This is a genomic window from Sphingomonas sp. OK281, assembly GCF_900115295.1.
Taxonomy (GTDB): Bacteria; Pseudomonadota; Alphaproteobacteria; order Sphingomonadales; family Sphingomonadaceae; genus Sphingomonas.
The window spans coordinates 924,844-938,837 of sequence record NZ_FOVZ01000002.1; the positions used below are offsets into that span (position 1 = coordinate 924,844).

Annotated in this window: 15 protein-coding genes; 8 read left to right on the forward strand and 7 right to left on the reverse strand. The window is 66.4% G+C overall.

Going from position 1 to position 13,994, the window contains the following annotated elements; all coding sequences use genetic code 11:
* Positions 1–2: 2 nt before the first annotated feature.
* Positions 3–1,127 (reverse strand): PQQ-dependent sugar dehydrogenase, encoded by a 1,125-nt coding sequence (locus BM244_RS10340; protein ID WP_093398791.1) that lies wholly within the window; start codon positions 1,125–1,127, stop codon positions 3–5.
* A gap of 178 nt (positions 1,128–1,305) precedes the next feature.
* Between BM244_RS10340 and rimP the strand changes: the two genes are divergently transcribed.
* The 8 genes from rimP (at position 1,306) to BM244_RS10380 (ending at position 10,011) form a co-directional block, all read left to right on the forward strand.
* Positions 1,306–1,902, forward strand: a complete 597-nt coding sequence (gene rimP / locus BM244_RS10345; protein WP_093398792.1) for a ribosome maturation protein RimP — start codon at positions 1,306–1,308, stop codon at positions 1,900–1,902.
* On the forward strand, positions 1,902–3,692 hold the full coding sequence (gene nusA / locus BM244_RS10350) for a transcription termination factor NusA (RefSeq protein ID WP_175518158.1): 1,791 nt from the start codon (positions 1,902–1,904) through the stop codon (positions 3,690–3,692). The genes rimP and nusA overlap by 1 nt, the downstream gene beginning before the upstream one ends.
* Positions 3,692–3,931 (forward strand): tautomerase family protein, encoded by a 240-nt coding sequence (locus tag BM244_RS10355; protein WP_093398793.1) that lies wholly within the window; start codon positions 3,692–3,694, stop codon positions 3,929–3,931. Before nusA ends, BM244_RS10355 begins: the two co-directional genes overlap by 1 nt.
* A 175-nt stretch (positions 3,932–4,106) precedes the next feature.
* The gene (locus BM244_RS10360) at positions 4,107–4,865 is read left to right on the forward strand and encodes a DUF448 domain-containing protein (protein ID WP_254784371.1); all 759 of its coding nucleotides are present in this window, start codon (positions 4,107–4,109) and stop codon (positions 4,863–4,865) included.
* Complete coding sequence (gene infB / locus BM244_RS10365; RefSeq protein WP_093398795.1) at positions 4,862–7,717, forward strand: translation initiation factor IF-2; 2,856 nt, start codon at positions 4,862–4,864, stop codon at positions 7,715–7,717. The genes BM244_RS10360 and infB overlap by 4 nt, the downstream gene beginning before the upstream one ends.
* 115 nt (positions 7,718–7,832) lie before the next feature.
* Positions 7,833–8,222 carry a 30S ribosome-binding factor RbfA gene (gene rbfA, locus BM244_RS10370; protein ID WP_093398796.1) on the forward strand — a complete coding sequence of 130 codons (390 nt, stop codon included), beginning with the start codon at positions 7,833–7,835 and terminating at the stop codon, positions 8,220–8,222.
* A 313-nt stretch (positions 8,223–8,535) separates the two neighbouring features.
* Positions 8,536–9,111 (forward strand): thymidine kinase, encoded by a 576-nt coding sequence (locus tag BM244_RS10375; RefSeq protein ID WP_093398797.1) that lies wholly within the window; start codon positions 8,536–8,538, stop codon positions 9,109–9,111.
* A 117-nt stretch (positions 9,112–9,228) separates the two neighbouring features.
* Entirely contained in the window at positions 9,229–10,011 is a 783-nt protein-coding gene (locus BM244_RS10380) for a crotonase/enoyl-CoA hydratase family protein (protein ID WP_093398798.1), read from the forward strand.
* Between the two features lie 196 nt (positions 10,012–10,207).
* Here the strand turns inward: BM244_RS10380 and BM244_RS10385 are convergent, their stop codons facing one another.
* The 6 genes from BM244_RS10385 to BM244_RS10410 all read right to left on the reverse strand — a co-directional run bounded on the left by BM244_RS10385 (position 10,208) and on the right by BM244_RS10410 (position 13,987).
* The gene (locus BM244_RS10385) at positions 10,208–10,573 is read right to left on the reverse strand and encodes a hypothetical protein (protein WP_093398799.1); all 366 of its coding nucleotides are present in this window, start codon (positions 10,571–10,573) and stop codon (positions 10,208–10,210) included.
* A complete protein-coding gene (locus tag BM244_RS10390; protein ID WP_139226903.1) occupies positions 10,573–10,989 on the reverse strand; it encodes a hypothetical protein in 417 nt (138 codons plus the stop codon). The genes BM244_RS10385 and BM244_RS10390 overlap by 1 nt, the downstream gene beginning before the upstream one ends.
* Positions 10,990–11,029: 40 nt before the next feature.
* Positions 11,030–11,755 carry a hydroxyacylglutathione hydrolase gene (gene gloB / locus BM244_RS10395; RefSeq protein WP_093398801.1) on the reverse strand — a complete coding sequence of 242 codons (726 nt, stop codon included), beginning with the start codon at positions 11,753–11,755 and terminating at the stop codon, positions 11,030–11,032.
* Between the two features lie 7 nt (positions 11,756–11,762).
* Positions 11,763–12,179 carry a VOC family protein gene (locus BM244_RS10400; protein WP_093398802.1) on the reverse strand — a complete coding sequence of 139 codons (417 nt, stop codon included), beginning with the start codon at positions 12,177–12,179 and terminating at the stop codon, positions 11,763–11,765.
* 198 nt (positions 12,180–12,377) lie between these two features.
* Positions 12,378–13,235, reverse strand: a complete 858-nt coding sequence (locus BM244_RS10405; RefSeq protein WP_093398803.1) for a hypothetical protein — start codon at positions 13,233–13,235, stop codon at positions 12,378–12,380.
* On the reverse strand, positions 13,232–13,987 hold the full coding sequence (locus tag BM244_RS10410; protein WP_093398804.1) for an alpha/beta hydrolase family protein: 756 nt from the start codon (positions 13,985–13,987) through the stop codon (positions 13,232–13,234). The genes BM244_RS10405 and BM244_RS10410 overlap by 4 nt, the downstream gene beginning before the upstream one ends.
* Positions 13,988–13,994: the final 7 nt, after the last annotated feature.

Sequence of the window (13,994 nt, forward strand, 5' to 3'; positions counted from 1 at the left end):
GGTTACTTCGCGGTCAGTTTGATCAGGCGGCCTTGTGAGTCGCCGCCGTCTTCCAGCACCCAGATGGCGCCATCCGGGCCTTGTTCGACTTCGCGGATTCTTGCCCCCATGTCCCATTGGTCGCCTTTGGCCGCATTCGTGCCGGTCAAGTGCACGCGGACCAGCGACTTCGACGACAACCCGCCGATGAACGCGTCGCCCTTCCACTGCGGGAACATGCTGCCCGAATAGATCATCAACCCGCCGGGCGAGATCACCGGGTTCCAGAACACCTTGGGCGGCTCGTAACCATCGCCGGGCTTGTGATCGGGGATATCGGAGCCGTCGTAATTGCTGCCGTTAGACGCGTTGGGCCAGCCATAGTTGAGGCCGGGCTTGATCAGATTGACCTCGTCGCCGCCCTTGGGGCCCATCTCCTGCTCCCAGAGATTGCCCTGTGCATCGAAAGCGATGCCGAGCAGGTTGCGGTGGCCGTAGCTCCAGATTTCGGGTGCGAAGCCCTTCGCCACCAGCGGATTGCCGGGGGCGGGCTTGCCGTCGAGCGTGAGGCGCAGCACCTTACCGAGCGTCATCTTCGGGTCCTGCGCGGGAGTGAATTTCTGGCGCTCGCCGTTGGTGAAGAACAGGTATTTGCCATCGGGCGAGAAGGCGATGCGGCCGGAATAATGGCCGTTGCCCTCGACGAACGGCCGCGCGCTGAACAGCGCCTCGATCTCACCGAGACGCTCGCCACCACCACCATCCGGACGCAGGCGACCGCGCGCGAGGACGACGCCCTTGCCGCCCTCGCCGGCGGTCGAATAGCTGAAATAGACGCGCTGACTGGTCGCGAAGTCGGGGGCGAGGGCGACGTCCATCAGCCCGCCCTGCCCGGCCGAATCGACCGTGATCGTCGCGACCGTCTGGCGCGACTTGCCGTCGGCGGAGACGAGCAGCATCTGGCCCTTCTTCTCGGTGACGAGCATGCGCTTGTCGGGCAGGAACGTCATCGCCCAGGGCGAATCGAAATCGGCGACCACCGTCTCCTTGAACGGCTTGCCCGCCGCTACCGGTTGCGCGGAACAGGCGGTCGAGGCGAGCAGCGTGGTTGTCAGCAACCCAGTGGCGAACAGCGTTTTGCGAATCATGATCTTCTCCCGGAAATCCCTGCGCTAACGCAGCGTGCTGAACGAAGGTTGCTCCCGCTTGCGGAGCAGCGCCACCCCGCGTATAGAGGCACCACTTCTCTACATCGCCAGATGAAGAGGCTGCGGGGCTTGCTCCGCGGCGGCAATCACCTGTGCTTTGGCCCTGTTTGGAATTTCGATGGCGAATATCGCCCTGCTGACCGACCTGATCGAACCCGAGGCGACCGCGCTCGGCCTCAGCCTCGTGCGCGTGCGCATGCAGGGCGGCAAGTCCGATCCGACGTTGCAGGTGATGGCCGAGCGCCCCGACACCCGCCAGCTGGTGATCGACGATTGCGCCGAGCTGTCGCGCCGGATCTCGGACAAGTTCGATGCGCTCGAAGCGGAGGGCAAGGACCCGGTCGGCGAGGACGCGTACCGTCTCGAAGTATCGAGCCCCGGTATCGATCGCCCGCTGACCCGGTTGCAGGACTTTGCCGACTGGGAAGGCCAGGAGGCGCGTATCCGCCTCGTCGAGCCGTTCGAGGACCGCAAGCAGATTTCGGGCAATCTGATGGGCGTCGAGGGGACGAAGATCACCGTCGACGTCAACAAGCACAAGCTCATGACGATCGACTTTTCGCAGGTCGCCGACGCCAAGCTCGTCATGACCGACCGACTCATCGCCGCGACCGCGCCGCTTTCCACCGAAGGCGCGGACGAGGTTTTCTATCAAGATACGCCCACCGATGAGCCCGATGCTCACGAGGCCGACACCGAAGAAGGACAGCATTGATGGCCACGGCAGTCACCGCAAACCGCGCGGAACTGATCGCGATCGCGAATTCGGTCGCGTCGGAGAAGATGATCGACAAGGCGATCGTGATCGAGGCGATGGAGGACGCGATCCAGCGTGCCGCCCGTTCGCGCTACGGCGCCGAGAACGACATCCGCGCGAAGCTCGATCCGAACACCGGCGATCTGCGCTTGTGGCGCGTCGTCGAAGTGGTTGAGGCGGTCGACGATTATTTCAAGCAGGTCGACGTCAAGGGCGCGCAGAAGCTCCAGAAGGACGCCGCACTTGGCGACTTCATCGTCGATCCTTTGCCCCCGATCGAGTTCGGCCGCATCGCCGCACAGGCCGCCAAGCAGGTCATCTTCCAGAAGGTCCGCGACGCCGAGCGCGAGCGCCAGTTCGAAGAGTATAAGGACCGCGCGGGCGAGATCATCACCGGCGTCGTCAAGCGCGTTGAGTTCGGCCACGTCGTCGTCGACCTGGGCCGCGCCGAGGGCGTCATTCGCCGCGACGCGCAGATCCCGCGCGAAGTGGTGCGCGTCAACGACCGCATCCGCTCGCTGATCCTCAACGTCCGCCGCGAGAACCGTGGGCCGCAGATCTTCCTGTCCCGCGCGCACCCCGACTTCATGAAGAAGCTGTTCGCGCAGGAAGTGCCCGAGATCTACGACGGCATCATCGAGATCAAGGCCGCGGCCCGCGATCCGGGTTCGCGCGCGAAGATCGGCGTCATCTCGCATGATTCGTCGATCGATCCGGTCGGCGCGTGCGTCGGCATGAAGGGTAGCCGCGTTCAGGCCGTCGTGCAGGAAATGCAGGGCGAGAAGATCGACATCATCCCCTGGTCGCCCGACATCGCGACCTTCGTCGTCAACGCGTTGCAGCCGGCCTCCGTGTCGCGCGTCGTGATCGACGAGGAAGAAGAGCGCATCGAGGTGGTCGTTCCCGATGACCAGCTTTCGCTGGCGATCGGCCGTCGTGGCCAGAACGTCCGGCTCGCGTCGCAGCTGACCGGCAAGGCGATCGACATCCTCACCGAGGCCGATGCATCGGAGAAGCGCCAGAAGGACTTCGTCGAGCGTTCGGCGATGTTCGAGAAGGAGCTCGACGTCGACGAGACGCTCGCGCAGCTGCTGGTCGCCGAAGGGTTCACGAACCTCGAGGAGGTCGCCTATGTCGAGGTCGAGGAGATCGCCGGCATCGAGGGCTTCGACGAGGACCTGGCGGGCGAGTTGCAGAACCGCGCGACCGAGGCGCTTGAGCGTCGCGACGCCGCGAGCCGCGAAGAGCGTACCGCGCTGGGCGTCGAGGACGCGTTGGCCGGCATGCCGTATCTCAACGAGGCGATGCTGGTCACGCTCGGCAAGGCGGGCATCAAGACGCTCGACGATCTCGCCGATCTGGCGACCGACGAGCTGGTCGAGAAGAAGCGCGTCGAACCGCGCCGTCGCAATGAAGATGCGCCGAAGCGTCCCGAGCCCAAGGGCGGAATTCTCGCGGAATATGGCCTGAGCGACGAGCAGGGCAACGAGATCATCATGGCCGCCCGCGCGCACTGGTTCGAGGACGAGGCACCCGAGGCTCCGGCTGACGACGTCGAGGCGGACGAGACTCCGGTGGAAGAGGCTTCGGCTGACGACGCCGTGGTCGAGGACGCTGCGACTGAAGAGACGACGGCCGACGAAGCCGTAGCTGAGGACGTTTCGGCGGACGACGCTTCGGTCGAGGACGCCGTGGTTGAAGACGCGGCGGACAAGACCGACACGAAGAGCGAGGGCGACAAGGCCTGATGCCCTTCGTCAGCATCCGCATCTCGGGGTCCGCCACCAAGGACCAGAAGGCCGGCATCGTCGCCGACGTCACCCAGTCGCTCGTGCAGCGGCTGGGAAAGAACCCGGCTGCGGTGCAGATCGTGATCGAAGAAATCTCGACCGAAAATTACGGCGCGGGTGGCCAGCTGCTGGTCGACCGCGACGCTCCGAAGACGACTCCAGCGCAGGAGGACGCACATGCGGAACCCTCCCGATGAGGCGCTAGGCGCTACCGACACCCTACCTTCCTCCCCTCCCGCAAGCGGGAGGGGACCGAGGGGTGGGCGCCCGGCTTCGGCCAAGGGCGACGCTTCGGCCAAGTCTCACGCGTCCAAGGCTAAAGCCAAGGGCGGCAATAGGGGTGAGCGCGTGCCCACCCCTAGCCCCTCCCGCTTGCGGGAGGGGGATGATGACGAACCCATCCGCAAATGCATCCTCTCCGGGGAACGCGACGTGCGGCCGCATCTTGTGCGACTCGCCTTGTCGCCCGATGGCCAGATCCTTCCCGACGTGCGCGCCAAGGCTCCCGGCCGCGGCGCGTGGATCGGCGTGACTCGAGTCGAGCTCGAAGCCGCGATCAAGAAGGGCAAGCTCAAGGGCGCTCTTTCGCGCGCGTTCAAGACCGGCGAGTTCACCATCGATCCCGAGCTTCCGGCCAAGATCGAGTCCGCGCTCGAGCGTAACGCGCTCGACCGGCTCGGGCTCGAATCGCGCTCCGGCACGGTGCTGATCGGCTCCGACCGGATCGAGCAGAACGCACGCCAGGGCAAGCTGAAGGCGCTGTATCACGCGTCCGATGCGGCCGAGGACGGCAACCGCAAGCTCGATCAGGCCTGGCGCATCGGCAACGATGTCGAGGGCTCGGGTTTGCGGGGGTTGGCACTCCCGGTATCGCGCACCATATTGGCGTTGGCGCTGGGGCGGGAAAATGTGGTACACATTGGCCTGACCGACCGCGCTGCAGCAAAGCGGGTGAGCGAAGCGCTCGACCGTTGGCTGCATTTTATCGGCCCCGAACCTTCTTCCGTGTCTTGCGAAACGGCCTCGCAGGGCGCATCGGCGTCACCACAAAATGGGGCGCCACCGATACAACAGGCGTCCGGATCGACCGGAACACGCCCGGCCGTGGACATGACTGAGGAATTTGAGTGAGCGACACGGACAACGAGAAGCCGAAACTTGGCATGCGCGCACCTTTGGGTGTGAAGCGCACGGTCGAGACCGGCCAGGTGAAGCAGAGCTTCAGCCACGGCCGATCGAATACGGTGATCGTGGAAACCAAGCGCGCGCGCGTCCTGCGCCGTCCGGGCGAGCCCGACGTGCAGGTCGCGGATGCCGCACCGGTTGCCGCGCCCGCCCCGGCGGCTGCCCCCGCAGCCCCGGCACCGCAGGCGCGCGCACCGCAGCCTGCGCCCGCCCCCGTTCGTCAGCAGCAGAGCAATCTGTCGCCGCAAGAGCGCCAGGCCAAGCTGCTCCGCGAGGCTGAAGAGCAGCGCATGAACACGCTGGAAGAAGGGCGTCGTCGCCAGGAGGCCGAGCGCGCCAAGGCGATCGAGGACGAGCGTAATCGCGTCGCCGAGCGTGCACGTGCCGAGGCTGAAGCCAAGGCGCCGAAGCCCGTCGAGGCTCCGGCGCCTGCACCGGCCCCTGTGGTCGAAGCGGCTCCCGCTCCGGTCGCAGCACCAACGCCAGCGCCTGCGCCTGCTCCGGTCGAAGCCCCCGTTGCTGCGGCCCCTGCCCCGGCGCCGGTTGCCGCGGCACCTGCGCCTGCACCGAAGCCTGCTCCGGTAGCTGCCGCTCCTGCACCGGCTCCCAAGCCCGCACCGGCCCCCGTTGCTCCGCCGGCACCGCCGCCCGTCATCGAACTGACCCGCGATCCGGCGTTCCCGGCACCGCGCCGGTTCTCGCCGGTGGCGCGTCCCGAGCGTCCTCCGCCGCCGCCGAAGCCTGTCGCAGCTCCCGCTGCCGCAGCGCCGACCACGGCTGCGAATGCCGGCACGACCGCGGCTCGCCCCGGCGCGACTGGTGTCAACGCGCCGGCTGGTGGCGTCCGTCGCGACGCCGTGCCTGCGCGTCCGCAGCAGCGTGACCGCAAGGGCGACGATCGTCGCACCTCGGGCAAGCTCACCGTCAACCGCGCGCTCGGCGATGGTGATGGTGCACGCGCTCGCTCACTCGCCGCGCTGAAGCGTGCGCGCGAGAAGGAGCGTCGTGGCACCGGTGGTCCGCGCGAGGCACAGGCCAAGCAGATCCGCGACGTCGTCGTCCCAGAGGCGATCACGGTGCAGGAACTCGCCAACCGCATGGCCGAGAAGGGTGCCGACCTCGTCAAGGCGCTGTTCAAGATGGGCATGCCCGTCACGATGACGCAGACGATCGACCAGGATACCGCCGAGTTGCTGGTCACCGAGTTCGGCCACAATCTGACGCGTGTCAGCGATGTCGACCAGGATCTGGCCAACGACACGATCGACGATGCCGAGGAGACGCTGAAGCCCCGCGCCCCGGTCGTCACGATCATGGGTCACGTCGATCACGGCAAGACCTCGCTGCTCGATGCCCTGCGCGGCACCGACGTGGTGCGCGGCGAAGCGGGTGGCATCACCCAGCATATCGGCGCCTACCAGGTCACGCTGAAGGACAAGTCGAAGATCACCTTCCTCGACACCCCGGGCCATGAGGCGTTCACGCAGATGCGTGCACGCGGCGCGGACGTCACCGACATCGTCATCCTGGTGGTGGCGGCGGACGACGGCCTGATGCCGCAGACGGTGGAGGCGATCGCCCACACCAAGGCGGCGGGCGTGCCGATGATCGTGGCTATCAACAAGATCGACAAGGAAGGCGCCAATGCCCAGAAGGTGCGCGAGCGCCTGCTGAGCGAGGAGATCGTGGTCGAGGACATGGGCGGCGACGTTCAGGACGTCGAAGTCTCCGCGACCAAGAAGATCGGCCTCGATGCGTTGATCGAGAAGATCCAGCTCCAGGCCGAACTGCTCGAACTGCGCGCCAATCCGGATCGCGCGGCCGAGGGTACGGTGATCGAGGCCAAGCTCGACAAGGGCCGTGGCCCGGTCGCGACGATCCTCGTCAACCGCGGTACGCTGCGGGTCGGCGACATCTTCGTGGTCGGTGGCGAGAGCGGCAAGGTCCGCGCGCTGGTCGACGACAAGGGCAAGCAGATCAAGGAAGCGGGGCCGGCGATGCCGGTCGAGGTCCTTGGTCTGTCGGGTGTTCCGCAGGCGGGCGATCCGTTCCAGGTGGTCGAGAACGAGGCGCGTGCCCGCGAAGTCGCGGAATATCGTCGCAGCGTGAAGACCGACAAGCGGACCGCATCGGTTCCTGCCAGCCTCGAGAGCATGTTCTCGGCGCTGAAGGAAAAGCAGGCGATCGAATATCCGCTGGTCGTGAAGGCGGATACGCAGGGTACGGTCGAGGCGATCGTCGGGGCGATCAACAAGATCTCCACCGACCTGATCAAGGCACGCGTGCTGAGCTCGGGCGTCGGTGGCATCACCGAGTCGGACGTCACCCTGGCGGCCGCTTCGGGGGCTCCGATCATCGGCTTCAACGTCCGCCCGAACGCCAAGGCCCGCGAGATCGCCGAGCGCCAGAAGGTCGCGTTCAAGTATTACGACGTGATCTACGACCTGATCGACGAGATCCGGGCGGGGATGGCAGGCGAGCTTGGGCCGGAAGCGTTCGAGACGGTCGTCGGTCGTGCCGATATCCGCGAGGTCTTCTCGGCGGGCAAGCACGGCAAGGCGGCAGGTCTGCTCGTCACCGAGGGCAACATCCGCAAGGCGCTCAAGGCGCGCATCACGCGCAACGACGTCATCATCTACCAGGGCGAAATCGCATCGCTGCGTCGCTTCAAGGATGATGTCGCCGAGGTTCGTGCTGGGCTTGAGTGCGGCGTGACGTTCACGTCGAACTTCGTGGATATCAAGGCCGGCGACGTCCTCGAGACGTTCGAAGTCGAGATGCGCGAACGCACTTTGTAACTACTGAAGCCCTCTCCCCTGCGGGGAGAGGGTTGGGTGAGGGGCTGTCCCAGGCGCTGGCGTATGCGGCGCCCCTCACCCCCGCCCTCTCCCCGAGGGGGAGAGGGAGCTTAAGATGAAGACCGATACCCCAGAAGCAAAAGCCGTCCGCTCGTTGCGAGTCGGCGAACAGGCGCGTCACGCGCTGTCGGACATCCTCGCACGCGGCGACGTGCACGATCCGGTGCTTGAAAAGCACCTCGTGACGATCACCGAAGTCCGCATGTCCCCCGATCTCCGCCACGCCACCGTCTTCGTGAAGCCGTTGCTCGGCAAGGACGAGGAAAAGGTGCTGAAGGCGCTGCGCACCAACACCGCCTACCTTCAGCGCGAAGTCGCGAACCGGGTGCAGATGCGGTATGCCGCCAAGCTGAAGTTCCTCGCGGACGAGAGCTTCGACGAGGGTACGCACATCGACACGCTGCTGCGCAATCCGCATGTGGCGCGGGATCTGACCGAAGATTGATACTGGAGGCCGTTTAGTGCCCCAGTTTCAGCGAGTCAGGCTGATGGCGGGTCGATTGCAATACCTCGCCCGCCCCATCCGGTTCCTACGCCCCTGAACTCTCCCGCACATAGCGCCTCCGCCCCCCTTTCCGTTCGTGCTGAGTAGAGACCGAGTAGCTTCGCAGAAGCGTATCGAGGGCTCGTATCGAAGCACAGGTTCCGCCTACCAACCTGTCCTTCGATACGCCGCTTCGACAAGCTCAGCAGCTACTCGGGACGAACGAAATGGGAACGGGTCTGGACATCCCCCCGCGTTCCCGCTCTTTGCCCCCATGGCCAAGCTGTATTTCTACTACGCGTCGATGAACGCGGGGAAGTCGACGAACCTGTTGCAGGCGGACTTCAACTACCGCGAGCGCGGGATGCGGACGATGCTGTTCACCGCCGCCATCGACGACCGATTCGCCGCGGGCACGATCACGTCGCGGATCGGGCTGGAGGCGCCGGCTATCGCGTTCGATGCGGTGACGGATATCGCCGCCTGCGTGATGCGTCAGCACGCCGAGGTCGCACTCTCGTGCGTGCTGGTAGACGAGGCGCAGTTCCTGACCGCCGTGCAGGTAGATCAGCTCGCGCATATCTGCGACGTCGTCGGCATCCCGGTACTGGCCTATGGGCTGAGGACCGATTTCCAGGGCGCCCTGTTTCCGGGATCGGCGCGGTTGCTGGCGCTGGCGGACTCGCTGGTCGAGATCAAATCGGTGTGCATGTGCGGGCGCAAGGCGACGATGAACCTCCGGGTCGACGAGCGCGGGCGGGCGATCGCGGAGGGACAGCAGACCGAGATCGGCGGCAACGACCGGTACGTGGCGCTCTGTCGGCGGCATTTCACCGAAGCGCTGGGATAGGATCGTCCGTTCGACACGGTACGGGCCGTGGCGATAACTCGACGGATGGCGCGATCGCATGATTGCGGGGGAGCGCAGGCGCGATTAGCGTCGCCGCAAACATCGAGAGGATCGCCTGTGAACGACCGGGTCACCATCGCCGTCGCGGACGGGATCGCCGACGTCCGCCTCAATCGCGCGGACAAGATGAACGCGATCGATCCCGCCATGTTCGACGGCATCGCCGCCGCCATCGACCGTCTCGCCGGGATGACCGACATCCGCTGCGTCGTGCTGTCGGGCGAGGGCAGGGCGTTCTGCGCCGGGCTGGACATGGCGTCGATGGCGAGCGGCGGGTCCGGATTGGCGTTGGGCGATCGTACCGAAGGCGGCGCGAACCTCGTCCAGCAGGTCGCGTGGGGATGGCGGACCTTGCCGATGCCGGTGATCGCCGCGGTCCACGGCGTCGCGTTCGGTGGCGGGTTCCAGATCATGTCGGGCGCCGACATCCGCATCGCGCATCCGCAAGCCCGGTTCGCGATCCGCGAGACCTATTGGGGCCTCGTCCCCGACATGGCCGGCATCGCGCTGTGGCGAACGCTCGCCCGCGACGACGTCCTGCGCGAACTCACCTACACCGCGCGCGAGTTCGATGGTGCGGAGGCGTTGCGACACGGCTTCGTCACGCGCCTGTCCGAAGACCCGCTCGGCGAGGCGATGACGCTGGCGCGCGAAATCGCCGCGAGGAACCCCCACGCGATCCGCGGTGCGAAGACGCTCTACAACCTCGCGGCTGACGCGGATGCGGTGGCAGTGCTGCACGCGGAAACCGAAGAGCAGGTAAAGGTCATCCGTACGCCCAACCAGATCGAGCAGGTCCGTGCGAACATGGAAAAGCGGGCCGCCGTGTTCGAGGATTGAAGATTGAGCCCAGCTGATTGGGGAAGGGGCTGTCGAGCTACCCTACCGGCTACCACCCCGGCGAAGGCCGCGGCCCAATTGGAAAGGTCGATGTAACGGAGTGTTGTCTTCAGCCGGCACCGTCCCCCAATTGGGCCCCGGCCTTCGCCGGGGTGGTGCGAAACGTGGGGGAAGGCGCATCCGGGTAACGAAGAGCCTACTTCACCTTGTCGTACGGCGTGAAATCCCGAAACCGGCACGAGCCCGACGGGATCGACATGCCAGCGGACACCGTCCGAAACCGATCGTTCCGGCACAATTGCCCGCCATAGACTTCGACGATCAACGTATCGAGCGGCCGTAACGACGGACACTCGCCAACCGGGCCCGTCTTCCAGATGCGCTTGCCCGACTGCCGATACAGAATCGTCTGCGCATCGACGATCTCCGGGCCGTTCAGCAACTGGAGATTGACGCACCGCACCGGCGTTCCGGCACGTCGACCGGCCAACGGGTCGGACTTGCCGGCCACCAGCATCCCCGCCGTAAGCAGCGCGACGGCCGCAAGAACCGCCCCGCGCATCACGGTTTCCGGTACGGCACGAACGCGCCGAAGCTGCAACTTCCGGTCGGGAAGCGCGACGATTGATCCAAGGTCTGCGCAATGTCACCGCGACACAATTGCCCACTCGGGGTTCGCGTGACGAGGATGTCGCCGCGCGCGATCCCCTCGCACCCACCGGCGGTCTCGGTACGATAGACGAGACGCCGGCTGACCCGGTACAGGATCGTCGGCCCGTATCCCGAGCTCTGCTTCTGCGTGAACTGGTTGATGCACGTCTCGGGTTTCCCCGGCACCAGCCCGGCAAGTTCCTTCGCCAGCTTGTCCTGCACGCCAGCCTCGTGCACCTGCGCACGCTCGACCTCCGCCTGGGTCTGGGTACACGCGCCGAGCAATACCGCCGGCAGCATCAAGAGTGGCAGGGTCCGCATCCGCATCGCAACGCTCCTCAAAATCCCCGCCACGCCCATACGCGCATTAGCCGCGAAACGCATCCTTCGCCGCACGATAGGTCGCAAGCTGCTCGACCGACGTCGCCCGCAGGAACGGGTTGGTCGCCCGCTCGAGCCCGATCGTCGTCGGCACGGTTGGCTCACCCTTCGCGCGCACCGCATCCACCTCGACCATCCGCGCGACGATGTCGGCATTGTCCGGCTCGGCAACCAGCGCATACCGCCCGTTGCTCTGCGTATATTCATGCCCGCAGAACACCTCGGTCTCGTCCGAAAGCTTCGCGTATCGCTGCATGTTCGCGAACATGTCCGCCGGCGTCCCCTCGAACAGCCGCCCGCATCCCATCGCGAACAGCGTGTCGCCGGTGAAGATCGCGGCATCGTCGGCGAAGTGGAACGCGATATGCCCCTGCGTATGCCCCGGTACCGTCATCACGGTCGCCTCGTGCGCCCCAAGACGGACGACATCGCCTTCGCCGACCTGCTCGTCGAGGGTCGGGATCTTGTCCGCCTCCGCCGCGGGGCCGACCACGGTCGCGCCATACGCCTTCATCTCGGCATTGCCGCCGGTATGATCGGGATGCCAGTGCGTCGTCCACACCCGGTCGATCCGCCAGTCGCGCTTCTTGGCGGCGGCGATCACCGGCCCGGCCTCGCCCGGATCGACCACCACCGTCTCGCCCGAGACGGTGTCGTGGATCAACCAGGCGTAATTGTCGGAAAGCACCGGCACGCGGACGATATCGAGCATCAGCGTGTTACCACTTGCCGGTGTTGGGCATCGACGCCCACGGCTCGGCGGGATCGAGCGCGCCGTCCGCCTGCAACAGCTCGATCGAGATGTTGTCGGGCGTCCGCACGAACGCCATGTGGCCGTCGCGCGGCGGCCGGTTGATCGTCACGCCCGAGTCCATCAGCCGCTGGCAGGTGTCGTAGATATTGTCGACGCGGTAGGCGAGATGCCCGAAGTTGCGGCCCTCGCCATATTCCTCGGGATCCCAGTTGTGCGTCAGCTCGACTTCGGCACCCTCGTCGCCGGGGACCGACAGGAAGATCAGCGTGAACCGCCCCTTCTCGTTCTCCATCCGGCGGACCTCCTTCAGCCCCAGCGTCTCGAAGAACGCGATCGTCTTCGCCGGGTCGGTCACGCGGATCATCGTGTGGAGATATTTCATGCTGGCTCCGAGGGTTGTTCGGACCAGCAGATAGGGATGGGGGTGGTGGCGTGAAAGGGCCGCAACTGTTGGAGCGCATAAAGCTACCACCCCGGCGAAGGCCGGGGCCCAGTTGGGGGGACGTTGCCAGTTAAGGACGGCGCTTCGTCACAACCACCTCTCCAACTGGGCCCCGGCCTCCGCCGGGGTGGTGGCGTGCTAGCGTCCGATCGGCGTGCTGGGACGAGGAGCGCTAGCCTGCCCGTCGAACTGCTTCAACGCCGTCACCGCGCTCTGTCCGACGGGCGTATCCGGCGCCAGCCGAGCCGCCTGACCCCAAGCCGCCCGCGCGGCATCCTCGTCGCCCGCCAACGCCGCGATATTCCCCGCCTCCAATTGCACCGAAGCATCGTCCGCCGACCGCCGCAACGCCTCGCCGATATCCTTCTTCGCGCGCGCCGGATTGCCCTCGCGCCGTGCCAGCGTCGCCGACAACAGCCACGCCAGCGGATCGTCCGCCGCGTTGGTCAGCGCCAGGTCGATATCGGTCCGCGCCGACTCCAAGTCCCCCGTCGCCACCAGCGCCCGCGCATGATCGAGCTGCGCTTCGCCGAGCGGCAACCCGGTCAACGTCCCTGCGGTCAGTGCCGAATCAAGCGCCGCGCGCGCCTTGACCGGGTCCGCCGCCGCCAGCCACGCATTCCCCGCCTGCGCCCAATAGGTCGCCGCGCCGATATTCTTGGCGAGCTGCGCCCCGCGCGCCGCTTCCTCGAACTCGCCGGCCGCGGCCGGCCATGCCTTCTCCGCCGCAAAGGCAAGCCCGGCACATTCGCGCGCGGCAAAGCGTCCGCCCGCGATCCGCCACCGTGCCGCCTCGGCGCGCGCCGCCGCGGGATCGGACTGAACGAGCGCGATGCAGCGCTGCAACCGGTCGGCCCGGATGTCGAGCGGCCCAGCCTTCGCGGGCGTCAGGCCAGAGGTCTGGGCAGAGGTTTGGCCCAAGATTTGGCCAGAGGTTTGGCCCGAGGTTGGGCCAGCGATCTGGGCAGCGGCGAAGGCGAGCAACATCGAGATCATAGGGCGGCGATCACATCCTCGACCGCCCGGATGATGAGGGAAATGTCGCTATCGCGCGACAGGCGGTGGTCGCCGTCCTTGACGAGCCACGTCTGCACGTCGGCTGAACGCAACAGCTCGGCGAGGCGGGCGGTGCGATGCCACGGCACGTCCGGGTCGCGCTGGCCCTGCACCAGCCGGACCGGACCGTCGAACGCGATCTCGCCGAACATCAGCCGGTTCGCCTCGCCCGACGACCAGAATGCGCGGGTGTAGACTGTCGGCTTCGGCCCGTACGCATTGGCACGCTCGATCCGCCCGTTGCTCAGCAGCGCCATCTTCTCTTCGGTAGTGAAGCCCCAGTCGGTGAAGTCCGGCGCCGGCGCGACGCCGACCAGCCCCTTCACCAGATCGGGCCGCAGCTTCGCCGCCAGCAGCATCAGCCACCCGCCCATCGACGAGCCGACGATCACCGCGCTGTCCTCGACGAGCGCGTCGATCATCGCCAGCACGTCGTCGCGCCAGTCGGCCAGGGTCTGGTCTTCGAACGCCCCTTCGCTTTGCCCGCACCCGCCATAATCGAACCGCAGGAACGCGCGCCCCTCGGACTTCGCCCATGCCTCCAGCGTGATCGCTTTGGTCCCGTTCATGTCGGACGCGTATCCCGACAGGAACACGATCGTCGGTCCCGTACCGGGGGTGTGGTGATAAGCGAGGCGAGGGCGCTCCTTGACGGGCGACGTCGGTGCAGGCGGGGTGGCGGTATCGGTCATGCCGATA